31 protein-coding genes are annotated in these 23,390 nt (G+C 42.2%); 12 read left to right on the top strand and 19 right to left on the bottom strand.

Translation table 11 applies throughout. The features are described 5' to 3' along the window. Positions 1 to 1,350: 1,350 nt before the first annotated feature. From rplQ to H3302_RS01325, 18 genes are all read right to left on the bottom strand, one after another. Positions 1,351 to 1,752 (bottom strand): 50S ribosomal protein L17, encoded by a 402-nt coding sequence (rplQ, locus tag H3302_RS01410; protein WP_004589197.1) that lies wholly within the window; start codon positions 1,750 to 1,752, stop codon positions 1,351 to 1,353. 39 nt (positions 1,753 to 1,791) lie between these two features. Further along, positions 1,792 to 2,778 (bottom strand): DNA-directed RNA polymerase subunit alpha, encoded by a 987-nt coding sequence (locus H3302_RS01405; RefSeq protein WP_004589198.1) that lies wholly within the window; start codon positions 2,776 to 2,778, stop codon positions 1,792 to 1,794. Between the two features lie 24 nt (positions 2,779 to 2,802). After that, the gene (gene rpsD / locus H3302_RS01400) at positions 2,803 to 3,423 is read right to left on the bottom strand and encodes a 30S ribosomal protein S4 (RefSeq protein ID WP_036974007.1); all 621 of its coding nucleotides are present in this window, start codon (positions 3,421 to 3,423) and stop codon (positions 2,803 to 2,805) included. Positions 3,424 to 3,444: 21 nt separating this feature from the next. Further along, positions 3,445 to 3,831: a 30S ribosomal protein S11 gene (rpsK, locus tag H3302_RS01395; RefSeq protein WP_036974009.1), complete on the bottom strand. Its 387-nt coding sequence runs from the start codon at positions 3,829 to 3,831 to the stop codon at positions 3,445 to 3,447. Positions 3,832 to 3,844: 13 nt separating this feature from the next. Next, entirely contained in the window at positions 3,845 to 4,201 is a 357-nt protein-coding gene (gene rpsM / locus H3302_RS01390) for a 30S ribosomal protein S13 (RefSeq protein ID WP_036974011.1), read from the bottom strand. 128 nt (positions 4,202 to 4,329) lie between these two features. Beyond that, the gene (rpmJ, locus tag H3302_RS01385) at positions 4,330 to 4,443 is read right to left on the bottom strand and encodes a 50S ribosomal protein L36 (RefSeq protein WP_002959476.1); all 114 of its coding nucleotides are present in this window, start codon (positions 4,441 to 4,443) and stop codon (positions 4,330 to 4,332) included. 22 nt (positions 4,444 to 4,465) lie between these two features. After that, entirely contained in the window at positions 4,466 to 5,794 is a 1,329-nt protein-coding gene (gene secY, locus H3302_RS01380; RefSeq protein WP_036974013.1) for a preprotein translocase subunit SecY, read from the bottom strand. Between the two features lie 10 nt (positions 5,795 to 5,804). After that, positions 5,805 to 6,239: a 50S ribosomal protein L15 gene (rplO, locus tag H3302_RS01375; protein ID WP_036974015.1), complete on the bottom strand. Its 435-nt coding sequence runs from the start codon at positions 6,237 to 6,239 to the stop codon at positions 5,805 to 5,807. A 4-nt stretch (positions 6,240 to 6,243) separates the two neighbouring features. After that, entirely contained in the window at positions 6,244 to 6,426 is a 183-nt protein-coding gene (gene rpmD / locus H3302_RS01370; RefSeq protein ID WP_016710201.1) for a 50S ribosomal protein L30, read from the bottom strand. Between the two features lie 3 nt (positions 6,427 to 6,429). Then, a complete protein-coding gene (gene rpsE / locus H3302_RS01365) occupies positions 6,430 to 6,936 on the bottom strand; it encodes a 30S ribosomal protein S5 (protein ID WP_036974018.1) in 507 nt (168 codons plus the stop codon). A 9-nt stretch (positions 6,937 to 6,945) separates the two neighbouring features. Beyond that, positions 6,946 to 7,296: a 50S ribosomal protein L18 gene (gene rplR / locus H3302_RS01360; RefSeq protein ID WP_036974021.1), complete on the bottom strand. Its 351-nt coding sequence runs from the start codon at positions 7,294 to 7,296 to the stop codon at positions 6,946 to 6,948. Between the two features lie 9 nt (positions 7,297 to 7,305). Beyond that, on the bottom strand, positions 7,306 to 7,839 hold the full coding sequence (rplF, locus tag H3302_RS01355) for a 50S ribosomal protein L6 (protein ID WP_036974024.1): 534 nt from the start codon (positions 7,837 to 7,839) through the stop codon (positions 7,306 to 7,308). A gap of 13 nt (positions 7,840 to 7,852) precedes the next feature. Further along, on the bottom strand, positions 7,853 to 8,245 hold the full coding sequence (gene rpsH / locus H3302_RS01350) for a 30S ribosomal protein S8 (RefSeq protein ID WP_036974026.1): 393 nt from the start codon (positions 8,243 to 8,245) through the stop codon (positions 7,853 to 7,855). A gap of 21 nt (positions 8,246 to 8,266) precedes the next feature. Then, the gene (rpsN, locus tag H3302_RS01345; RefSeq protein ID WP_036974028.1) at positions 8,267 to 8,572 is read right to left on the bottom strand and encodes a 30S ribosomal protein S14; all 306 of its coding nucleotides are present in this window, start codon (positions 8,570 to 8,572) and stop codon (positions 8,267 to 8,269) included. Positions 8,573 to 8,582: 10 nt separating this feature from the next. After that, positions 8,583 to 9,122, bottom strand: a complete 540-nt coding sequence (rplE, locus tag H3302_RS01340; RefSeq protein ID WP_036974030.1) for a 50S ribosomal protein L5 — start codon at positions 9,120 to 9,122, stop codon at positions 8,583 to 8,585. 16 nt (positions 9,123 to 9,138) lie between these two features. After that, positions 9,139 to 9,453, bottom strand: coding sequence for a 50S ribosomal protein L24 (gene rplX, locus H3302_RS01335; RefSeq protein ID WP_036974032.1), 315 nt, complete (start codon positions 9,451 to 9,453; stop codon positions 9,139 to 9,141). Positions 9,454 to 9,463: 10 nt separating this feature from the next. Beyond that, a complete protein-coding gene (gene rplN / locus H3302_RS01330) occupies positions 9,464 to 9,832 on the bottom strand; it encodes a 50S ribosomal protein L14 (RefSeq protein ID WP_010378257.1) in 369 nt (122 codons plus the stop codon). Between the two features lie 276 nt (positions 9,833 to 10,108). Beyond that, positions 10,109 to 12,052, bottom strand: a complete 1,944-nt coding sequence (locus H3302_RS01325; protein WP_182396058.1) for an AsmA family protein — start codon at positions 12,050 to 12,052, stop codon at positions 10,109 to 10,111. 223 nt (positions 12,053 to 12,275) lie between these two features. On the opposite strand from H3302_RS01325, the gene H3302_RS01320 reads away from it, so the two are divergent. From H3302_RS01320 to H3302_RS01305, 4 genes are all read left to right on the top strand, one after another. Further along, on the top strand, positions 12,276 to 12,695 hold the full coding sequence (locus H3302_RS01320; protein WP_036974036.1) for a hypothetical protein: 420 nt from the start codon (positions 12,276 to 12,278) through the stop codon (positions 12,693 to 12,695). A gap of 8 nt (positions 12,696 to 12,703) precedes the next feature. Beyond that, entirely contained in the window at positions 12,704 to 12,904 is a 201-nt protein-coding gene (locus tag H3302_RS01315; protein ID WP_036974038.1) for a helix-turn-helix transcriptional regulator, read from the top strand. A 149-nt stretch (positions 12,905 to 13,053) separates the two neighbouring features. After that, complete coding sequence (locus tag H3302_RS01310; protein ID WP_074989829.1) at positions 13,054 to 14,220, top strand: hypothetical protein; 1,167 nt, start codon at positions 13,054 to 13,056, stop codon at positions 14,218 to 14,220. A 287-nt stretch (positions 14,221 to 14,507) separates the two neighbouring features. After that, positions 14,508 to 15,185 (top strand): TorF family putative porin, encoded by a 678-nt coding sequence (locus H3302_RS01305; RefSeq protein WP_036974042.1) that lies wholly within the window; start codon positions 14,508 to 14,510, stop codon positions 15,183 to 15,185. Between the two features lie 70 nt (positions 15,186 to 15,255). Here the strand turns inward: H3302_RS01305 and H3302_RS01300 are convergent, their stop codons facing one another. After that, a complete protein-coding gene (locus H3302_RS01300) occupies positions 15,256 to 16,149 on the bottom strand; it encodes an aldo/keto reductase family oxidoreductase (protein ID WP_182396056.1) in 894 nt (297 codons plus the stop codon). Between the two features lie 169 nt (positions 16,150 to 16,318). Here H3302_RS01300 and H3302_RS01295 point away from each other — a divergent pair, with 169 nt between their 5' ends. The 8 genes from H3302_RS01295 to H3302_RS01260 all read left to right on the top strand — a co-directional run bounded on the left by H3302_RS01295 (position 16,319) and on the right by H3302_RS01260 (position 23,388). Beyond that, entirely contained in the window at positions 16,319 to 17,029 is a 711-nt protein-coding gene (locus H3302_RS01295) for a YIP1 family protein (protein ID WP_074989828.1), read from the top strand. 47 nt (positions 17,030 to 17,076) lie between these two features. Continuing rightward, positions 17,077 to 18,243, top strand: coding sequence for an efflux RND transporter periplasmic adaptor subunit (locus tag H3302_RS01290; RefSeq protein ID WP_182396054.1), 1,167 nt, complete (start codon positions 17,077 to 17,079; stop codon positions 18,241 to 18,243). Further along, positions 18,243 to 18,950: an ABC transporter ATP-binding protein gene (locus tag H3302_RS01285; protein ID WP_036974050.1), complete on the top strand. Its 708-nt coding sequence runs from the start codon at positions 18,243 to 18,245 to the stop codon at positions 18,948 to 18,950. The genes H3302_RS01290 and H3302_RS01285 overlap by 1 nt, the downstream gene beginning before the upstream one ends. Beyond that, on the top strand, positions 18,943 to 20,181 hold the full coding sequence (locus tag H3302_RS01280; protein ID WP_036974052.1) for an ABC transporter permease: 1,239 nt from the start codon (positions 18,943 to 18,945) through the stop codon (positions 20,179 to 20,181). Before H3302_RS01285 ends, H3302_RS01280 begins: the two co-directional genes overlap by 8 nt. Before the next feature lie 120 nt (positions 20,182 to 20,301). Then, the gene (locus H3302_RS01275; protein WP_182396051.1) at positions 20,302 to 21,144 is read left to right on the top strand and encodes an endonuclease/exonuclease/phosphatase family protein; all 843 of its coding nucleotides are present in this window, start codon (positions 20,302 to 20,304) and stop codon (positions 21,142 to 21,144) included. After that, on the top strand, positions 21,141 to 21,515 hold the full coding sequence (locus H3302_RS01270; RefSeq protein WP_036974056.1) for a DUF5329 domain-containing protein: 375 nt from the start codon (positions 21,141 to 21,143) through the stop codon (positions 21,513 to 21,515). The genes H3302_RS01275 and H3302_RS01270 overlap by 4 nt, the downstream gene beginning before the upstream one ends. Before the next feature lie 37 nt (positions 21,516 to 21,552). Then, positions 21,553 to 22,230, top strand: coding sequence for a nitroreductase family protein (locus H3302_RS01265; protein ID WP_182396049.1), 678 nt, complete (start codon positions 21,553 to 21,555; stop codon positions 22,228 to 22,230). Positions 22,231 to 22,320: 90 nt separating this feature from the next. Then, positions 22,321 to 23,388 (top strand): hypothetical protein, encoded by a 1,068-nt coding sequence (locus H3302_RS01260; protein ID WP_182396047.1) that lies wholly within the window; start codon positions 22,321 to 22,323, stop codon positions 23,386 to 23,388. Positions 23,389 to 23,390 lie beyond the last annotated feature (2 nt).

The following is a 23,390-nucleotide window of genomic DNA, read 5'->3' as shown; positions in this document are numbered from 1 at the left end:
GCAAAATACGAACGAAACGGGTAAAAACAATACTAAAACCTCGTTAAGAAGTATAATTTGAACAAAGATATGTAGAAACCGATAAAAGATAAACACACAGATTGAGGTTTTATAGCTGTCGCTGCAGATCTAAATAACCGACAAAGTACGCAAAATAACCCAAGCTTAAACACTGTTTAGAACATTAACACTTTATATTAGTAGCGCTCACGAGCTAAAGACACTAAAAGGGCTCATGATAGAAAGTGCCGAAGTAGCTTCCATCAGTTTTATTGTTCTCATGAATGCTAGCTGCTCCCAACACTATACACTTCATATTGTGTCGATTTATATTCTGCTTAATGGAATGTTATGTTCAGGCGAAAGGTACCTTAGTTCAACCACACTACTTTCAAACTCCTCGCACTATTTAATTGAGGGTATGTGTTTTTTGACCGAACGTACCAACACACTAGTTGGTTTAACACTCTTTGACTCAGCGAAATCATTCTATACTTGCATGTCTTCCCCCCAAACCAAATAAAACTGCATCATTAAGTTTGTAATAAGGGCTCAACTAAAATTCAAATCGTGAAAATGTATATCATCACATCTAGCTGATACAGTATTCTGGTAATAGGCCATTCTTGCGTATGTTCGATTTAGTTACATGTTCGATGTAGTTACACGTTCTATATCGTTATAAGTATCGACAATGATAAGTTCATCAAAACTAATCTATTCACTACCATGAGCTTCTGCTATTTACTGATCGTTGTAATACGACTTAGCGAGCTCAACGCTCTATAAATAAGACCATTAAACAGACTAAACTTTAAAGCCGATGATTGTTCTAATGGTAAAGATTCATTACTCGCCTTGATCTCATTTTTATACCATTGTGCTTAATTAAGTGGTCTATTTTGAAGCAATAAAACCGCGTTAATAACAAGGCAAAAATGTCGTTATTGAGGTGTTCTCGGCAATTGCTCTACCTCCTGCATCTATGCAGTCGTAAATCAGACATTTTTAACGCAGCTAGCGACTGGTTTAATAACTCAAAATGATTAAGTATTATTGCGGATTAATATAAGTACCAAGCAGAAATGTGGCTATTAATAATAAATGGTAAGCGTTATCGAATGTCTAAAAGAGCTAACTGTCGAAAAGAATCTGCTGGTGAAAAGAATCTGCTGGTGAAAAGAATCTGCTGGTGAAAAGAATAGAGTGGACGAAACGTGCCTAAAAAAGAGGGGGTTGCTGTTTATAAGATACCTGACCACAATTTACTGAGAAATTAGATGGCAATAGATCGCATACCAACAAAGTAAAAAGCCGAGCATAAGCTCGGCTTTTTGGTGTCTTTACGACTTACTCTGCAGACTGTGCGTCTTCTTGAACTTCTTCGTTTGTCGCTGGGCGACCAACTAGTTCAATATAAGCCATTGGTGCATTGTCACCAGCACGGAAGCCACACTTAAGAATACGAGTGTAACCACCTGGACGGTCTGTATTACGAGGACCGATTTCGCTGAACAATTTGCCAACTACTTCATTATCACGCGTGCGAGCAAACGCTAAACGGCGGTTTGCTACACTGTCAGTCTTAGCCAGTGTGATTAAAGGTTCAATTACACGGCGCAACTCTTTCGCTTTAGGCAAAGTTGTTTTGATGATTTCATGTTTCACCAAAGAACCAGCCATGTTGCTGAACATCGCTTTGCGATGGCTGCTGTTACGGTTTAATTGACGACCACTCTTACGATGGCGCATGACCCTATCCTTCTAACTAAACTAATATAGTGATTTAGATTATTCAGCTAGGCTTGCAGGCGGCCAATTTTCTAGGCGCATACCTAGAGATAGACCACGTGAAGCTAGCACGTCTTTAATTTCAGTTAGAGACTTCTTACCTAAGTTAGGCGTTTTAAGAAGCTCAACTTCAGTGCGCTGAACTAAATCACCGATATATTGAATTTGCTCGGCTTTCAAACAGTTTGCTGAACGTACTGTTAGTTCAAGATCATCAACTGGACGAAGTAGAATAGGATCGAATTCTGGCTTCTCTTCTTTCTCTTCTGGCTCAGTTACATCACGTAAATCTACGAATGCATCTAATTGCTCAGCTAAGATAGTAGACGCACGGCGGATCGCTTCTTCAGGATCTAAAGTGCCGTTCGTTTCCATATCAATGATTAACTTGTCTAAGTCTGTACGTTGCTCAACACGGGCTGATTCAACCGAGTACGCAATACGTTCAACTGGGCTGAATGATGCATCAAGCAGCAATCGACCAATTGGACGCTCATCGTCATCAGAGGATAAACGACTAGATGCCGGCACATAACCGCGACCGCGCTCAACACGAATACGCATGCTGATCTCGCTGCTATCTGTCGTTAGGTGACAGATAACGTGATCTGGGTTGGCGATAGTTACATCACCATCGTGCTGAATATCAGCCGCAGTCACAGGGCCTACACCAGATTTAGTCAGGGTCAGAAAAACTTCATCTTTGCCTTCTAAAGTTACTGCTAGACCTTTAAGGTTTAACAGAATTTCAATGATGTCTTCTTGTACGCCCTCTTTCGCGCTGTACTCATGCAATACACCGTCGATTTCTACTTCAGTTACTGCACATCCAGGCATAGATGATAACAGTATACGGCGTAAGGCATTACCCAGAGTATGACCGAAGCCACGCTCTAATGGTTCTAAAACTACTTTAGAACGCGTTGGGTTGATAGCGTCGATATCGACTAACCTTGGTTTTAGGAATTCGGTAACAGAACCCTGCATTTTATCCTCTCTTAACTCTTAACTTTACTTAGAGTAAAGTTCGACGATTAGTTGTTCGTTAATGTCCGCAGACAGATCTGAACGCTCAGGTAGGCGCTTGAAGCTACCTTCCATTTTCTTACCGTCAACTTCAACCCAAGTCGGCTTTTCACGTTGCTCAGCCAACTCTAGAGCAGCGATGATACGTGCTTGTGTTTTAGACTTCTCACGAATTACAACAGTATCTTCTGGTGTAATTACGTATGAAGGAATATTCACAACACGACCATTAACTAAGATCGCTTTGTGGCTAACTAACTGACGTGCTTCTGCACGTGTGCTAGCAAAACCCATGCGATATACAACATTGTCTAAACGTTGCTCTAAAAGCTGTAACAAGTTTTCACCTGTATTACCTTTAAGGCGAGCAGCTTCTTTGTAGTAGTTACGGAATTGCTTTTCTAATACACCGTAGATACGACGTACTTTTTGCTTTTCACGTAACTGTAAACCGTAATCAGATAAGCGACCTTTACGAGCGCCGTGCTGACCAGGTGCAGTCTCAAGTTTACACTTAGAGTCGATAGCTCTTACGCCGCTCTTAAGGAACAGGTCAGTACCTTCACGACGACTCAGCTTGAGCTTAGGGCCCAAATATCTTGCCATGTTATTTCTCCTAACCTATTGTTAAACGCGACGTTTCTTCGGTGGACGACAACCATTATGAGGGATTGGCGTCACGTCAGTGATGTTGGTGATACGGTAACCAGCAGCATTCAAAGCACGTACAGCAGATTCACGACCTGGACCTGGACCTTTAATGAAAACTTCTAGATTTTTTAAACCGTATTCTTGAGCAGCAGTACCTGCACGCTCTGCAGCAACCTGAGCAGCAAATGGAGTAGATTTACGTGAACCACGGAAACCTGAACCACCGGCAGTAGCCCATGATAGTGCATTACCTTGACGGTCGGTAATTGTTACAATAGTGTTGTTGAAAGAAGCATGAACATGAGCCATACCATCAGCAACTTGCTTTTTAACCTTCTTACGACGAATTGGTGCTTTAGCCATAATCTACCCCACCTTATTTCTTGATAGGCTTGCGAGGACCCTTACGAGTACGCGCGTTAGTCTTAGTACGTTGACCACGTAGTGGTAACGAACGACGGTGACGTAGGCCACGGAAACAACCAAGGTCCATAAGGCGCTTGATATTTAATGTAACTTCACGACGAAGGTCACCTTCTACAGTGTACTTGCCAACTGCTTCACGCAATACGTCAAGTGTTTCGTCTGAAAGCTCACCGATTTTTGTGGTCTCGGCGATACCAGTCGCTGCTAAGATAGCCTTAGAGCGAGTCTTACCTATGCCATAAATAGCAGTTAAACCGATAACTGCATGTTTATGATCAGGGACGTTAATGCCAGCGATACGGGCCACTAACACATCTCCTATATTTGAATTTGGTTATCATCTGTTTGAAAAGCCCGTAAGGATACTCAAACGAAGACCAAATCACAACTAAAAACACAGGCCGAGTAAATAACTCAGCCTGCACGACTGTTTAATTAGCCTTGCCTTTGCTTATGCTTAGGCTCACTGCAAATTACGCGTACTACACCAGCACGTTTAATAACTTTACAGTTACGGCATATTTTCTTAACGGAAGCACGTACTTTCATTGCTCAACTCCGTAAACTGACCTTATCGGCCGTAGCCTTTAAGGTTTGCTTTTTTCAGCACAGAATCATACTGATGTGACATCAGATGCGTCTGTACTTGTGCCATAAAGTCCATGATTACAACAACGATAATCAAAATTGATGTACCGCCGAAATAGAATGGCGTTTGCCATGCCATAGTCATGAATTCGGGCACCAGACAGATAAAGGTTATATACAAAGCACCTGCCAATGTCAGGCGTGTCATCACTTTATCAATGTATTTAGATGTCTGCTCACCTGGACGAATACCTGGGATAAATGCGCCAGATTTTTTCAGGTTATCTGCTGTTTCACGCGGGTTAAATACCAACGCGGTGTAGAAAAAGCAGAAGAAGATAATAGCCGCAGCTAAAACCATCGCATATAACGGTTGACCTGGAGTCAATGTTGTAGCGATTGCTTGTAGCACATCAGCGACCGGACCTTCACCCTGGCCGAACCAGCTTGCAATTGTACCAGGGAACAGAATTATACTGCTAGCAAAGATTGGTGGAATAACACCCGCCATGTTTACTTTCAGCGGTAAGTGCGTGCTTTGAGCAGCAAATACCTGACGACCTTGTTGACGCTTAGCATAGTTAACGACGATACGACGTTGACCACGCTCGAAGAATACAACGAGGTAAGTAACAGCGAATACGATTACAGCAATCAATAACAGTACAAGTACATTCAGATCACCTTGGCGCGCCATTTCGGCTGTCGAACCAATAGCAGACGGCAGGTTTGCTACGATACCAACAAAAATCAGAACTGAAATACCGTTACCGATACCGCGTTCTGTAATTTGCTCGCCCAACCACATAAGGAACATAGTACCGGTAACTAAACTCACTACAGCAGTGAAGTAGAAACCGATACCAGGGTTAACAACTAACCCGTCCATCATACCCGGTAAGCTTGTGGCAATACCGATTGATTGGATAGTAGCAAGCACAAGCGTGCCATAGCGTGTATACTGGCTGATTTTCTTACGCCCTTGCTCGCCTTCTTTCTTAAGCTCTATAAACGGCGGATACATATGCGTTAATAGTTGCGTAATAATCGAAGCCGAGATATACGGCATAATACCCAGTGCCAACACTGAAGCGCGCTCAAGCGCACCACCGCTGAACATGTTAAACATTTCAACAATGGTGCCCTTTTGTTGCTCGAAGAAATCGGCAAGTACAGCGGCGTCAATCCCAGGGATCGGCACGAATGAACCTAGACGGTAAATAATGATAGCACCCAATACAAATAGTAATCGACGCTTCAATTCCGAAAGCCCACTTTGTGCACTTTTCATATCTTGACCTGGTTTAGCCATTAGTACTTCCTTAGTCTTCTACCTTGCCTCCGGCAGCTTCGATAGCTTCGCGAGCACCTTTGGTCACTTTAAGACCTTTAACGGTAACTGCGCGTGAAACTTCGCCAGATTTTACTACTTTAACGAACTGGATGTTCTTTTTAACTAGACCAGCTGCTTGTAACGCGTTTACGTCTACTACATCGCCTTCAACTTTAGCGATTTCAAAAAGGTTTACTTCAGTAGATACTAATGATTTACGTGAAGTGAAACCAAATTTAGGTAGACGACGTTGCATAGGCATTTGACCGCCTTCGAAACCAACGCGTACTTTACCGCCAGAACGTGATTTTTGGCCTTTATGACCACGGCCACCAGTCTTACCAAGACCAGAACCAATACCACGACCTAGACGTTTCTTTTCAGTTTTTGCACCAGCAGCAGGTGAAAGTGTATTCAAACGCATCGAATTAACCCTCAACCTTTACCATGTAAGAAACTTGGTTAATCATACCACGCACACATGCTGTGTCTTCTAACTCAACAGTGTGATTGATACGACGTAAACCAAGACCGCGTAATGTAGCTTTATGCTTCGGTAAACGACCGATAGAGCTCTTTACTTGTGTTACTTTAACAGTTTTATTAGCCATGGTTTACCCCGTGATTTCGTCTACGCTAAGACCACGTTTAGCAGCGATTGACTCTGGAGAGTTCATGTTCTCTAGAGCTGCAATCGTTGCACGAACGATATTGATCGGGTTAGTTGAACCGTATGCTTTTGACAATACGTTCTGTACACCAGTTACTTCTAGTACTGCACGCATCGCACCACCGGCGATGATACCTGTACCTTCTGAAGCAGGCTGCATGTATACTTTAGAACCCGCGTGGCGACCCTTGATTGGGTGCTGTAGCGTGTTACCGTTTAGGTCTACACTGATCATGTTACGACGTGCTTTTTCCATTGCTTTTTGAATAGCAGCTGGAACTTCACGTGCTTTACCATAACCGAAACCTACTTTACCTGCGCCGTCACCAACTACAGTTAGTGCAGTGAAGCTAAAGATACGACCACCTTTAACCACTTTAGACACACGGTTTACCGCGATTAGCTTTTCAGCCAAATCAGGCTGTTGTTGCTTTGCTTCTACGTTAGCCATTGTCTACTCCTAGAATTGCAAACCGGCTTCACGCGCTGCATCAGCAAGCGCCTTCACACGGCCGTGATATTTAAAGCCACTGCGATCAAAAGCAATCTTTTCGATGCCTTTGTCAGCTGCACGTTCAGCAACCGCTTTACCAACTGCTTGAGCAGCTGCTACGTTACCTGTGCCTTTAACTGTTTCGCTAATTGCTTTTTCAACAGTAGAAGCAGCAGCCAGTACAGTACCCTCAGCAGTAACTACTTGAGCGTAAATGTGACGTGGCGTGCGGTGGATAACAAGACGCGTTGTGCCTTGTTCAATGTAATTTCTACGAGTGCGCTTAGCACGACGTAGACGAGCTGTTTTTTTATCCATCGTCTTACCTTACTTCTTCTTAGCCTCTTTACGGCGTACATTCTCGTCCGCGTAACGAACACCTTTACCTTTATAAGGCTCAGGTTTACGGTATGCACGGATGTTAGCAGCTGTTTGACCAACTAACTGCTTGTCTACGCCCTTAACTAGAACTTCTGTTTGGCTTGGTGTTTCAATCGTAATACCTTCAGGTACTTCGAAATTCACTGGGTGTGAGAAACCAAGAGTTAAGTCTAAAACTTTGCCCTTAGCCGCTGCACGGTAACCAACACCTACTAACTGAAGCTTCTTCTCGTAACCTTCATGCGTACCAACAATCATATTGTTGATTAGAGCGCGAGCAGTACCTGCTTGAGCCCATGCATTGACTACGCCTTCACGAGGTAAAGTTGTAATAACGTTGTCGTTAACTTGTACTTCAACAGCATCGTTGATAGTGCGAGTTAATTCACCGTTTTTGCCTTTAACTGTGATGTCCTGGCCTTTTAATGTAACTTCTACACCGGCAGGAACATTGATTGGTGCCTTTGCTATGCGAGACATAGTTCCCCTCCGATTAAGCTACAAAGCCAATGATCTCACCACCAACGCCGGCACTACGTGCTGCGCGGTCTGTCATTAGGCCTTTAGAAGTTGATACGATAGCGATACCAAGACCACCCATTACCTTAGGTAATTCGTCACGTTTCTTATAGATACGTAGACCAGGGCGGCTAACACGCTGGATATTTTCAATAACAGCTTTGCCTTCGAAATATTTTAATTCGATTGCTAGCTCAGGCTTCGCTTCACCGCTTACAGCGTAATCTGCGATATAACCTTCATCTTTTAATACTTTAGCTACTGCTACTTTCAGTTTTGAAGTTGGCATCGTTACTGATACTTTCTTCGCTGACTGACCGTTACGGATACGTGTAAACAAATCCGCAATAGGATCTTGCAAGCTCATAGTCTTACTCCCGTGATACTATTACCAGCTAGCCTTTTTAAGGCCAGGAATTTCACCGCGCATAGCTGCTTCGCGAACTTTAATACGGCTCATGCCGAATTTGCGAAGGTAACCATGTGGGCGGCCCGTAACGTTACAACGATTACGTTGACGTGAAGAGCTAGAATCACGTGGTAAAGCTTGTAGCTTTAATACCGCGTCCCAACGATCATCGTCAGATGTTTTCACATCACTGATGATAGCTTTTAGTGCAGCACGCTTTTCAGCATACTGAGCAACTAATTTAGTGCGCTTTGCTTCGCGCGCTTTCATAGAATTCTTTGCCATAACCCTACCCTTATTTCTTAAATGGGAAGTTAAACGCTTCTAACAACGCACGGCCTTCCTCATCTGTTTTCGCAGAAGTAGTGATAGTGATATCCATACCGCGTACACGGTCTACTTTATCATAATCAATTTCTGGGAAGATGATTTGCTCACGTACGCCCATGCTGTAGTTACCACGTCCATCAAAAGACTTAGCACTTACACCACGGAAGTCACGGATACGTGGGATAGCGATTGAAACCAAACGCTCAAAAAAGTCCCACATACGCTCGCCACGTAGGGTTACTTTACAACCAATTGGGTAACCTTCACGCACTTTGAAGCCAGCAACAGATTTGCGTGCTTTAGTGATTAGAGGTTTCTGACCAGAGATTGCTTCTAGATCTGCAACAGCATTATCTAGGATCTTCTTGTCAGCTAGAGCTTCGCCCACACCCATGTTTAATGTGATCTTTTCGATCTGAGGGACTTGCATGACAGAGCTGAAACCAAACTTCTCTTGAAGTTCAGCCACTACTTTGTCTTTATATACTTCATGCAGTTTCGCCATCATTCTACTCCAACTATTAGATAGTTTTACCAGTAGATTTAAAGATACGTAATTTCTTACCATCTTCAATCTTGAAACCTACACGATCTGCTTTACCCGTTTCCGAGTTGTAGATCGCAACGTTTGATACGTCGATAGACGCTTCTTTCTCAACAATACCGCCAGCTTGGTTCAACTGAGGAACAGGCTTTTGGTGCTTCTTGATTAAGTTGATGCCTTCGACAAATACTCGACCAGACTCAGTAACAACTGAAAGCACTTTACCGCGCTTACCTTTGTCTTTACCGGCTAGTACGATTACTTCGTCATCACGACGGATTTTTGCTGCCATGATAGACTCCTTATAGTACTTCTGGTGCTAGTGAAACGATTTTCATGAACTTTTCAGTACGAAGTTCACGAGTCACAGGGCCGAAGATACGAGTACCAATTGGCTGTAAGTTATCATTTAAGATAACAGCCGCATTGCTATCGAAACGGATCAAAGAACCGTCCGGACGACGAACGCCTTTTTTAGTACGCACAACTACTGCGTTTTTAACATCACCTTTCTTCACTTTACCGCGAGGAATCGCTTCTTTTACAGAAACTTTGATGATATCGCCAACCGCTGCATAGCGACGGTGCGAACCGCCAAGGACTTTAATACACTGCACTTTGCGAGCGCCGCTGTTATCAGCAACGTCCAGCTGAGTTTGCATTTGGATCATGTTAATGACCTCCGGTGTAGATATTACAACACGCCTTAATTTTGTTTAAAATCAAGACATTTCGGTTAAATTCCACTCAAAAAACACACGAGTTGTCTCTTAAGGGCGGGCAATTGTATCAGCAATAGCAATGAAGTGGTAGGTTATTTTTTAATTAATTTATAATAAAGGGTCGCTATATCAAGGTGGGCTTACAACCGTTTACTGGTTTGTTATTGATTATAAAACAAACAGGGCGCCGATGCGCCCTGCTTTGAGGATTAAATTAAATTTTTATTAATTTCCAAATAAGCCTTTAAGCTTATCTTTTATTTTATCTTTCGCTTTTTCTTTCACTTCTTCTTTGGCCGCATCACTCACATCGAGGCTATAACCCACATCATGGAATGGGCCTTTAATACGCAGTGGAATTTTAAAGCCTGTGCTGTCATCTGTGGTACCTTGCCCTTCAATTGAGTCAACGATGCCTGTCACGAGACGATAATCAACGTTGGTCATCGGTAAATCCACCTTACCAGCCCCCGAAATACGAATAAGCGGGCTTAATAATGACAAGTCACGGTTTTCACCCACCCCATTAGTGAAATTAAAGCTGCCTGTTAACGCTGAGAAATCTGTTTGCTCAGAGTTATCGAAGCCTGTATCGAGACCTTCTGATACGGCCCCTAAGTTACCTTTGATTAGCTCTTTTGCTTTACGGACCATTTCAGCAATGTTTGCGCCTTTAACTGCCCCATCTGCAAATTCAAATGCTAATTTACCATTCAACGCATTAATAAAGCTTTTCTGGCTTTGACCCGTTGTCGTTAAATTCCAGTTTAATGAACCTTTACCCATTAACTTATCAAAACCTGCTGCGTCAGTTAATAATGGCTGCGCATCGATTTTATCTAAAGCGAAGTTAGTTGAGATTGCATAAGGAGCTTGCTTTGCATTGAGTGTAATAACACCTTTACCATTGCCCTCATAAGCAACAAATTTGTCTAGGCTTACTTTCACTACAGCATTTTTAAGGTTTACAGTGAATTGGTTCTCACCGAGTGTGATCTTCTTGGCTTTTAGACCACTTGAGCGAACAACTACACTCGCATCCAAGGCATTTAAACCACTTAAATCAATTTTAGTATCATCCCATACGATAGGCTGAGCTGGTGCATCTTCTGCAGGTAAAGGTTGTGCCTCTTTTGCAACGCCTTCTGGAAGGTACGGATTTAAGTCGAGCATGCCTAAATCAATATCCGCATTGACCGCTAAGCGATTACCAAGGTTAATGTCGCTTTTACCTTTGATTTGTAATTCATCTAATGTTGCCAAAAGCTCTGTTAGTTTGAATTTGTCACCTTGTAGATGCATGGCCCCTTTAACATTAAAGGCATTAAAAGCATTGTCTTTGGCATTTAAGTCCACACCTTGCCAATTAGCAATATTTTTAACCGAATCACCGCTGATAGACAATTGACCTTGTACATCTTGACCCATTTCAGCAATCGCACCTTTAAAAGTCATATCTACCAAACGTGAATCAACCTCTGTACTGACATTAAAAGTCGCTCCTTCAATCACTTTCACGGGTGTATCAAGGGTTACATCAAGTTCAAAGCGCTCCCCCATATAGGTAATCCCGCCTTTAAGCTCTAATGTTTTACGCAGTGATGGGAGTAAAATAGCCAGCTCTAAGTCACTAATCTGTTGTTTTGCGCCCGTTTTACCATCTAGATACGTGAAGGTTCCGCCATAAATTGCCACTTCACCTAACTGAATATCAAAGTTATCAGGCAAATTTACAGCTCCTGAGCTCTTTTGTTGCTCAGTCTCTGGTTGTTCGGCTACGCCATCAAACAACTGCCAGTTAGCTTTGCCATTTTTATCAGTTTCTAACAAAATTGTTGGCTCGTTGATAACGAACTTATCAAGTTTAAACTCACCACCGAAAAGCGACATCCAGGGAATATGAATGGCCAACTGTTGCATGCTTGCCATGTCTTTTTGTGAACCCGTTTGCATATTAGCAAAATGCACATCATTCAGTTCAAGCTTCAACGAAGGGAAAACCGACAGTTTTTTATCACCGTTAATGGTGAGGCTTCGACCCGTCGTTTGTTCAACTTGCTGCGAGACTTTGTTAAAGATTGCATCAGTTGGGATAAGAAACGGTGCGGCGATTACTAAGGCAATTAGTAATACGAATATGACACCAATAATCTTTAGTAAGGTTTTCATAATCATCCTTAAAAATGGGCAAACATTGTTCATATCATAGCGGGTGTTAAGCCGAAAATCATTGCTAAACAAATAAAAAGGCTATTCAGCAAGCTTAGGTAGACAAATATGAATCGTCGCTGAAATATTTTGAAACCTTTAGGTTACATTAAATAGTTGACTAGATGATACCCAAAGGTACATTGATACCTAGAGGTTACAATTAAAATTAAAAGGAAGATTTATGTCAAAGCAAGATATCCAAACGGAAGAGAAGTTTATGAGCCAAAATGCATGGTTTTCAGTGTTTATGGGGATCACTCTACTCATTATCAGTGTTTACCCTGCGCTTAATCAAACATCGGCCCCCTTGTTGTTTTTAGGCAGTGCTGCTTTTCTGGGATCATTCTGTATGTTTGTGATAAGAGGTGGGTTTACATGGAAAATGAAATATCGCCTTACTTATAAAGATGAGTTTTTAAATACGATTGACACCATTGCCTATAAACATGTTGTACTTGGTTTACTCTTTAGTATGGGTGCGGTGTATTTATTGTCTGATGAGTTAGCTTTAGATGTTTCTCATAGCATGATGGCTACCTTTTACCTGGCTGAAATGAGTTTAATATATGGCATCTCAATTCTTTGGCAAAGTAGAGACTAGGAGCAATAGTGCAAAATCATATTGCAAAATATCGCAAAGCCGCAGGGCTTTCGCAACAAGAGCTAGCCGATGCTATCGCTGTTTCACGTAAAACAATTAGTACGGTCGAAACGTCTCGCTTTACGCCTTCAGTGATCATTGCATTAAAGATAGCCCGGCAGTTTAATACAACTGTCGAGCAATTATTTTCACTAGACGAAGCAGATTAACGCCTTTAAATGCAATCTTGTGCAGATTTAACTTATCAAGATTGCATCCCATGTATTCTTCGGTATGATGCACGCCCCTGTTGCTGTTAGCTTATTTAAGCTAAAATAAAGTGACTAAAAAATATATCAAACTGGAGAGTCTACAAGGCATGAAGAAACTGCTTATTTCACCGTCAAAAATGGCGCTTAGCGAGCAAGAAAGTCAAATTTATCAAAATATTCTCAAGCAATCTTCAGAGCTAAGCCTCAACCTAATGGCCGTGAAAGTAGACAACCACCCAGAAGACTTTTTAGGTTGGTGCTATGAGCTACTCAGTGCAAGCCGCGATCGTATTAACTATGATTTATTAGAAGATAAGCAGTTACCGACATTAAAAAAACTTCACGACTTACTGATCTCTGCCATTAGCTTCTTGCAATTGAAAACGCTGCGCGTTGCACCTTGGCCTGTCGTTACAGGCTTTATTGAGCAACATAGAGAGCTCATTGCGCTTGATGAGCAATTACGTTTAGCAAACTACATTGGCGCAATTAAATCACAAACTTTAAAAGAAATGATTCCAGAAGACCGCTTGGCTTTTGCAGGCAAACACACGGCTTCTCTTGACCCAAGTAGCTATAACTTTGATGTTGAATGGTTTGCTTCAACCAAAAGCGCCAAAGGGTTCCATCAAATGCTGAGCGACCTGCCTGCGGCTTTTGACGAAGCCCTAGCGCACATTCCCCTAGAAGGCGATGTGACACAAGAACACTATCAACATTTTATGGTTGCTTACTTTATGGCCTTTACAGGCAGCGAAGAGAAACCAACGCTTGCGCCTGCAACGCGCTTATTAGCAATGCGCCGCCCTGATGTATTTACGCCTATTACAAATAGTAAGCTTGATGCGCTTTGCGCTTCGTTGGGAGTTCCTAAATTAAACAACCGTGATTTTGAACGTTATTGGCAAGACGTGGTTACTGCAATTCATAGCATGCCTTGGTTCAAAATGGCCAGTGCAGCAAATGAGCTTGAGCAATCTTTAGTTGAAATCAAAGCCCTATTACCGAGCTTCTTCTATTATGCAGATAAGAGCACCGCAGATAACTCTAATTATATTAAGTTGTTAAACAAGCCTAAGAGTACAACGAGCTCAGCAGGTAAAAAGACGGTGCGTCGCGGCAAAGAGTCTGCTGAGATTTTAGTAGACCGCGCGCTTGCAAGTGACGATATCCCCGAGCATATAAAAACAAAACGAGACTCTATCGTCAGCGAAGTTGAAAAAGGACGTAGCGTTGAAGAAACAATCAGCCTAATGCGTGCCATTTTTGGCTAAGTCTCTATCAAACAAGAAAAACCTGGTTGCTTCGCGATTGTGCAACCGGGTTATTTTTTGCACCACAGGTGTGCGCATGAACAATTCAAATAAATCTAAACTTTAAAAAATAACACGCTTAAAAGGCTGTTTTTAAAGCAGTTAAACATAAAATATCCCTTTCAGAATTAACTTGGCACAACCAGTGCTACATCGTATCCAGACAACACATAAAAACTGTCCTCAAATAATAACCAGACTGCAATCTGAAATGGGGCAAATCAACATAACAACAGGATACGAGAAACATGCTAAAACTAAAAAAAACGGTCGTAGCAAGCGCCATTGCGCTATTAACTTTGAGCTCAACATATAGTTATGCAGAAGTAACAGCAAACGCTGCGGCTACTTCAAACTATTTATGGCGTGGTCAAGAGCAAACTGGGGGTGATGCTGCAATTCAGGGCGGTATTGATTACGCAAGTGAATCTGGCTTTTACGCAGGTACTTGGGTATCGAATGCCAGCTGGGCTGACGACATGACTTACGAGCTAGACCTTTATGCAGGTTTTGGCGGTGATATCAATGAAACATTTAGCTACGATGTTGGCTACATTTATTATGCTTACCCTGATGCAGCATCTTATACTGACGCTGACTTTTCAGAGATCTACGGTAGCATCAGCATGGGTAGTTTCACTTTTGGTGCTGCAATCCTTGCTACATCAGCAGCCAGCGGTGACGGTACAGATTTTGGAGATTCTTTATACTTAAATGCTGACTATAGCTTCCCAGTTGGCAGTACCGGTGCAGAAATGGCTCTTCATCTGGGTCATTACTCAGGCGATTTCATTGGTGATGATAATATCATTGACTACGGTGTTTCTGTGTCAAAAGACGGCTTTACATTTGGCGTGTCTGACACAGACATTGATGGCTCTGATGTAAAAGTGTATGTCGCTTACGCAGTTGACTTTACGCTTTAAAAAAGAATGTGTTACTTGCTGCAACACGAAGGGCCGAAAGGCCCTTTTCTCGTTAAAGCGCACTTTAAAATTATGGCACACTGTGGCCTGTAGAGCCTTGCCAAATACGATACCATTGCTCACGATTCATCGTGAATTCTTTCGCTGCGACGGCTGATTTAACCCGGGCAATGTTGCCTGTACCCAATACTACCGATGGCAAACTTGGGTGCATGAGTAACCAAGTATACACAACTTGATCGATAGAGCTGGCTCCAATTTCGTTGCCAACTTGCTCCAACACCGCACGCAAACGCACTGCTTTTTCATCGTCATTTGAAAATAAACGCCCGCCCGCTAAAGGTGACCAAAGCATGGGTTTAATATCAAGTAATTGGCATTGATCCAAAGTCTCATCATCAAGCACTTTCATCTCATAAGGCGAAAACTCTATTTGATTCGTGACTAAATCAAAGTCTAAACGGGACTGCAGTAAGCTGAGTTGTGACGGCGTGAAGTTTGAAACACCAAAGTCAATAACATCACCATTTGCTTTTAAAGTATTGAATGCTTCAGCTACTTCTTCTGCATTCATTAAATAATCAGGGCGATGGATCAGTAACACATCTAATCGGTCGGTATTAAAGTGTTTAAGCGATTGCTGAGCGGATGCGATGATATGGGCTGCACTCGAGTCATAATGATTCGCTTTGCCTTGCAAGCCTAAACTGGGAAATGCGGGTTTAATTCCACATTTAGTGATTATTTTTATTTCATCACGAATACTCGGCTTTAGTTGTAACGCTTTACCAAATTCAGCTTCGCAGCCGTATTCACCATAAATATCAGCATGGTCAGTGTGTGTAACCCCTACTTCAATGGCTTGCTCTAAAAAGCTTAAGCATTGCTGTGGTGATATTTGCCAATCTAGCAAGCGCCAAAATCCCAGTACTAATTCATCAATACAACGCACATTGTTATTCACTATATATACCTACTTAATCTTGATTATTACACCTATCTTACTCTTTAAAGAATAACACAATTTCCCTATTCACAACTGTTAATATATAGTTACAAATCAGACTTCTAATTAATAATAAATCAGGGTATTTTAGTACCTAAAAATAAATGTTACTTAACAAGGAATAATAATGAAATCGTCGAATGCAGTGACAGCACTAGTTGATATTTTTATCAGCCCAAGCAAAGCGTTTAATGGAGTGAAGGAGGCAAAAGGCTGGTCTTTTGTTGCTTTCATATTACTTGCAGGCATGCTCGCGGCAAGTATGCTCGCTTTTTATAACAAAGCAGATCCTCAGTTTTTAATCGATCAGCAAGTCGCTGCAGCCAGTGTTGATGCCACAATTGCTGAGCAAAAAATGATCCGTCAAAGCATGGAGCAAACGCTTGATATGCAGGTATGGTTTGCGCTCTTTGGTGGTATTATTGGCTTAGCTGTTATTAATGCATTGATGGCGGGTTACTACCTATTTGTATCAAAGCAAGATCCAGAGGCTAACTATAGCTACGGTGCGTGGTATGGGTTTGGCGTGTGGACCATGATGCCAATGGTTATTTCAAGCTTGGGTATATTGATCCTCGTTTTAACTGCCAGCAACAACCAGCTTTCACCAACCCTCTTTAATTATGCCTCAATCAATCAATTGCTCATCGGCCTTGAGGTCGGTCATCCTTTTTATACCATGCTTGAAAGCCTAAACATTTTCTCTATCTGGGGCATTGTACTAGCGGCAGTCGGTTTAAAGTGTTGGACTAACTTCAACTTTAATAAAGCACTCCTGTTTGCTGCCCTACCCAGTATCGCGATCTACGGTATTTGGACAGTTATTGCAATCATCTAGCTATCAAATGAGCGGCATTGCCGCTCTTACTCCCACAAGGAAGTAACATGAAAAAAGCCATCATTATTGGCCTTGCTATCACGGCATTTGCAGCATTACTCATATCTAAGCAAATAACAAACAGCAAAAAAGTGCCTGAAATGCATGTAGCAAACGTTGAACAAGGTAGTATTGCTGATTCAATTTTGGCCTCTGGTAATCTGGTATTTAACACCCAAGTACAGTTACGCTCAGAAGTCACTGGGCGGGTTGCGAAGGTATTTGTTGAAGAAGGTGAAAGTGTCACCGAAGGCGATATTTTAATGCGCCTTGATACCACTGCATTTGAATCTGAGGTGGCGCGAAACAAAGCGGTGTTGCGTGCAACCGAGATTGATATTAAACACAGCGAAACACGCCTGAAAAATATTGAGCGACAATTAAGTCGACAAAAAGAGCTCTATGAAGTCGGGCTTGCAGGCCAAGAAGTGTATGAAAACCTACAAAACGCGCGTGATTTAGCCGAAATTGATATTGAAGCGAAACGTGAAACCTATCATCAAGCACAAGCGTCGTTACTGATTGCCGAAGACCGTTTAAATAAAAGTGTGTTTCGCGCACCCATGAGTGGGCTACTCGCTTCGGTCAACATTAAAGAAGGTGAAACCGTGATAGCCGGTACGACAAACATTATTGGTTCAGACCTAATGCTAGTCGCCGACCCCAGTGCAATTTTAGCGGAGTTACGGGTTGATGAAACTGATATTGCTGGCATAAAGTTAAATCAACATGCCGACATTTATGCCGCAGCCTACCCTAATCAACCCTTTACAGGAAAAGTCATAAACATTGGCACTTCAGCAAAAAACCAACCAGGTTCGCAAGGGCTATCGTTTAAAGTCAAAGTGCTACTTGATGCCACTGAGCGTCAACTTTATGCTGGTATGAGTTGCCGAGCTGAAATTGCCACAAGCATTACCGAAAATGGTTTAAAACTCCCCATAGAAGCAATTCAAAAGGAAGGCGATACCTACTTTGTATGGAAGCTAAACGCCGATAACACCGTCACTAAATCGCCTGTTAAGGTGGGAATTTCATCAGATATAGAGCAAGCGATAACACAGGGTGTAACGGTGGGTGAACGCATTGTGATTGGTCCTGCAAGACCGCTTAGTTCATTAAAAGATGGCGATACCGTGGCAATTAAAGACAGCCTTGTAAAAGGGGCATCCTGATGTCTGTGGTAATCAAACTGACTAATATTAATAAACAGTACAAAATGGGCGAGCAAGTTTTCAAAGCCCTGGATGACATCAATATCGAAATTGCACAAAATGAGTATGTTGCCATCATCGGCCCATCGGGTTCAGGTAAATCAACCTTAATGAATTTGCTTGGCTGTTTAGATACCCCAACCAGTGGTGATTACTATTTAAAAGATAAGTTAGTTAAACAAATGAGTGAAACTGAGCTTGCTCATCAACGCAATGAAAGCGTGGGTTTCATATTTCAAAGTTTTAACTTATTACCCCGCGCTTCCGCACTGGAAAATGTTATGCAGCCGCTCGTTTATCGTTTTATCTCCGCGAAAGAACGCAAAAAAAAAGCGCTTGAGTCATTACAGCGTGTTGGCCTTGGCGATAAAGTGAACCATTTATCTAGCCAGCTATCTGGCGGTCAACGACAACGTGTAGCGATTGCCCGCGCGCTCGTAACCAAACCACACATTCTACTTGGTGATGAGCCAACCGGTAACTTAGATAGCAAAACGACCACCGAGATCATGGCCCTATTTGATGAATTACATAACGAAGGCCACACCATTATTTTAGTGACTCACGAGCAAGATATTGCCGACCATTGTCAACGCGTTATTCGACTCGTCGATGGGAAAGTGGTGAGCGACACTCGTAAAGGTGAAGGAGCAAGGCTGCATGTTTAGATCTGCTATTGCAATAATGGAAGGAAGTAAAGCGGCACTCATGGCAATAAAAGCCAATGCCATGCGCAGTGCCCTCACCTGTTTAGGGATCATCATCGGGGTCGCTGCGGTTGTCACTGTGGTGGCCGTTATGCAGGGTTTTACCAAACAAATTAATGACCAACTCGCTGATATGTCTCCAGATGTAACCAATATAAAGCCCTATACCAGTGTTGAAAAAGAAATGGTGGGACAGCAAGCCAAGCTAACTTATAGCGACTTCTTAACCTTAAAGGCGCGAATAAAAGAGGCTGAAACCTTCACTGCATTAATGTTTACATGGCGATTTTCTGGCGCTGCTGAGTATGGCAACAAAAGCCACTCGTCACGAGTGATGGGCACCGAACAAGATTATCAAAGAGCCTACCGTACCTACCCTGAATTAGGCCGATTTATTCGCGCAGAAGATGACGAAAAGCGCCGTCGCGTTGCTTTTATTGGTCCATCGATAATTGAAAAGCTTAACTTACCCGACAACCCCGTTGGCGAGTACATTAAACTGGGCGGTGAGTGGTTTCGCATTATTGGTGTAGCTGAAAAGCAAGGGAGCTTACTTGGCTTTGATCAAGACGATTATATTAATATTCCGATCAGCACCATGAGCGCCCTCGAAGGGGGTAGCGTTGATACGAATGTACAAATGATGTTCCGCTTAAAAGACGACGCTAACGAAGCACAAGTGTTGGCTAAAATTCGTCGAATTCTCAGACAGCTTCATAAATTAAAAGATGGTGATGAAGACGACTTTGAATTTGAGACCGCGGAAAAAGTCCGTGCTAATGTTGATAAATTTACAGGTAGCGCAACTGCCATTACCGCTGGAATTGTAGGTATAAGCCTAGTCGTCGGTGGAATTGGTGTGATGAATATCATGCTGGTTTCGGTAACGGAACGTACCCGCGTTATCGGCACCTTAAAAGCCTTAGGGGCAACACCTGGTTTTATCATGCTGCAATTTCTAGTTGAAGCTGTCGTGCTATCGCTGTTTGGCGGCTTAATTGGTTTAGCGATTGGTTATGGCGCTGCCGCACTGATTTCAATATTAGTGCCGAGCATGCCAGAAGCCTACATACCGGGTTGGGCGATTATGCTGTCGTTTGGCTTTACTTCATTGATTGGTATTGTGTTTGGTTTAGCGCCTGCTATTAAGGCTGCGCGTTTAAACCCAATTGATGCGCTGCGTTATGAGTAAAACATCGCAGTGTTTATATGTGATTGAGTACCAGAAAAGCATCTCTTTTTTAGCATGCTTACTTTGAACTAAACTTAAGTTGTCTTCAACTAACGGTTAGGTCAGCAATTTAGGGGCATTATGGCATCGTATCTGCACTTATTGTTTTTGAGTTTATTATCTTGGCACAGTCTTTCAAGTGAGCCACTTTCTGATGAACAACAAGGGATCACAAAAACAGCGGCTAATTTAGCTGGCTGCCAGCAACAATTAGCACAAAGCCGTCTGCAAACTTATGCGGGACACTATATATTGCCATATCAATTTGAACTGCTCAGTTGGAATATTTATAAAGCCCAAATTGACGGCTTACTCAACGACTTAAACACACTCAATGAGAGTGCAGATATTGTCTTATTACAAGAAGCCATTAAAGACTCAACCCTAACCAATCTAAAGCCTTATTGGCGTTTTGCCAAAGGCTATAAAAGTGGTAACGTGCAATCTGGTGTCATGACCTTAAGCCGCTGGCCAGCTACCGTACACTGTACATTAACGCATGTAGAACCGTGGCTGCGCAGCCCAAAAGCGACCAATATCGTTGAATATGCCTTACCAAATCAACAGTTATTACTCAGTGTTAACCTACACGCTATAAACTTTACTTTTGGCATTAGCGACTTAAAACAACAACTCGATGATGCCGCAGACATTATGCGCCATCACACCGGCCCCATTATATTTGCTGGCGACCTCAACACCTGGAGTGATGAAAGACAACAACTCGTCACACAGACACTCAAAAACCTTGGTTTACATGAAGCCATCTATTTAGACGATAAACGCACCAAAGCATTTGGATTAGCACTTGACCAAGTGTGGGTACGTGGTGTCAAAATAGAAACAACGGTTGTGCCTGAGCTTGAAAGTTCAGATCACAACCCCATAATTGCAACCCTCACGATAGAGCAAGAAGCACAATGAAAGTAATGATCAAAGGATATTGGCTACTGAGCCTGATGTTACTATCTGTTAGTCAATTAAGTTATGCCAACACTGCAGAGCAAGAGATTAATCATTTAATTGATTTTGTGGCGCAGAGCGATGCTATTTTTATTCGCAACGGGACCGAACATTCAAGTAAAGATGCCGCCGAGCACTTGGCGATGAAATACAGTAAAGCAACTCGTTACGCTAAAACCGCCGAAAAGTTTATAGAGAATCTCGCCAGTAAAAGTTCATGGAGCGGTAAGCCCTATAAAGTCAGACTTAGCAATGGCACGTTACTTACATCAAAAGACTGGTTAAGTAATGAGTTAGAAGACTACCGCCGAAACCTGCATACACAACTATAATGTGATGACATCATTAACAGATAAGAAGCGAAAAGCCATGCAAGAACACAAAAATAAGCCACTCAATGATTTTATTGAATACCCTCACGACGAAATGCTCAAGCGTGCAGAAGAATTTTTAGCCGTGAGTCAGCGACGACACAGTATTCGCAGTTTTAGTGACCGCCCAGTACCAAAAGAAATAATTGCAACCTGTATTAAAGCCGCAGGTACTGCACCGAGTCGCGCAAACCATCAACCTTGGCACTTTGTTGCGATACACAGTCATGACGTTAAAAAACAAATTCGTGATGCGGCAGAAAAACAGGAACGCTCCTTTTACGAAGGCCGTGCTGGCGAAGAATGGCTGAACGCTCTAAAACCACTTGGCACCGATGCCAGTAAACCCTACCTTGAGCATGCCCCTTGGCTTATTGCTGTATTCAGTCAAAAGAAAGGCGGTATTACATCCGATGACAAAAACACCAACTATTATGTGCATGAATCTGTCGGCCTTGCCACAGGCTTTTTGATTCAAGCCCTGCACAGAGCAGGACTTGCCACACTAACGCATACGCCAAAACCAATGAGCTTTTTAACCGAGATTTGTGGTCGAGATAAAGATAACGAACGCCCTTATATGCTCCTTATCGCAGGCTACCCGAGTGCTGATGCAACCCTGCCTGAGCATGCCTTAGTGAAAAAGCCACTGGACGAGATAGCAACCTTTATTTGATTGACAAGATAAAAGTGCGCTCACTTTTTTATAATAAAAACACACTCACAAAGTTAACATCATAAGATTAAATCAAAGCAAGGAGCTACGATGAAACTATTCTTTTTTTATTTTTTACTTTTGACTCTTATAAGTAACACTGTAAGTGCTATTGAAAAAGATATTACTCTGCATTTATGTGAAAACTGCAGTTATAACGAAGCTAAGTATTATGCAAATCAAGAGTCACCAAACATGCGTTGTGAGTCATCGAATCCAAAGCACGAAATGACTTTAGGAAATGAAGCGTGTTATGCCGACAGTAAAAAAGTAATTATTGCAGACACACAAAGCGATAACCACTTTGTTTTTTTGATTAGTTATAAAAACCAAGGCCTACCGGCTTTGAACCTTGAGAAATATAGTCAAAATATCTCACCAGCAAGTAATGATTTATCAGTTATAAACAAAGTCAAAATAACTGATAAAAACTTTTCTACTTTTATAAAAGAAGCTCAAGCGCAAATTAAGCAGCAACCTGTAAGCAGCTCTTCCGACACCACGAATAACTTCATGTCAATAAGCGAAACTAACTCTGAGACATGTCCTTCACACATAAAAAGCGCAGTTAATGCTGCATATGGCGGAAAAACAGCTTCAGAATTACAAACGAAGTTAAATCATAAAGTTTATCGAGATTTTAAAAACCCAGAATCTGCCTTCATGACAGATAAAATGGATTCAACGGGATTTTCGCTGTTTGCTTTAGGGTTTTCATATCAAGGTAGCTGGAAAAAAGTATCACGCAACTTCAATACCATAGTTGATTTACCTACCCACTCTGATGTACCTGACAGCACAGGTTATAAAGTGGTTTTTAATGTAAAGTGGATTAAAGAATTCAGGGGATTAGATGTCGAATTAAATCCATTATTTACGAAGTTCGAAGGATATACACTCTCTCTGCTAACTAAAGGGGGAGTGAAGGAGATCTCTTCTTGCCTGGAAGAAGCACTGGATCAAAATTTATCTCATTCATCTAAAACTCCCATAGGCAGTGGCAGCAGCCACTCACCTATTTTTGGAGGAAGTTCAGGAGGTTGGGATAATCATTTATGTGAAAAACACTATCATGACATTCAAGGCGAAAAAATAGCGACGGTTAAAGTCCCATGCTAAAT

The organism is Pseudoalteromonas sp. MT33b (assembly GCF_014117385.1).
Lineage (GTDB): Bacteria > Pseudomonadota > Gammaproteobacteria > Enterobacterales > Alteromonadaceae > Pseudoalteromonas > Pseudoalteromonas lipolytica.
Note: the sequence above shows the minus strand (reverse complement) of the source record. Positions and strands in the feature narration are given on the sequence as shown.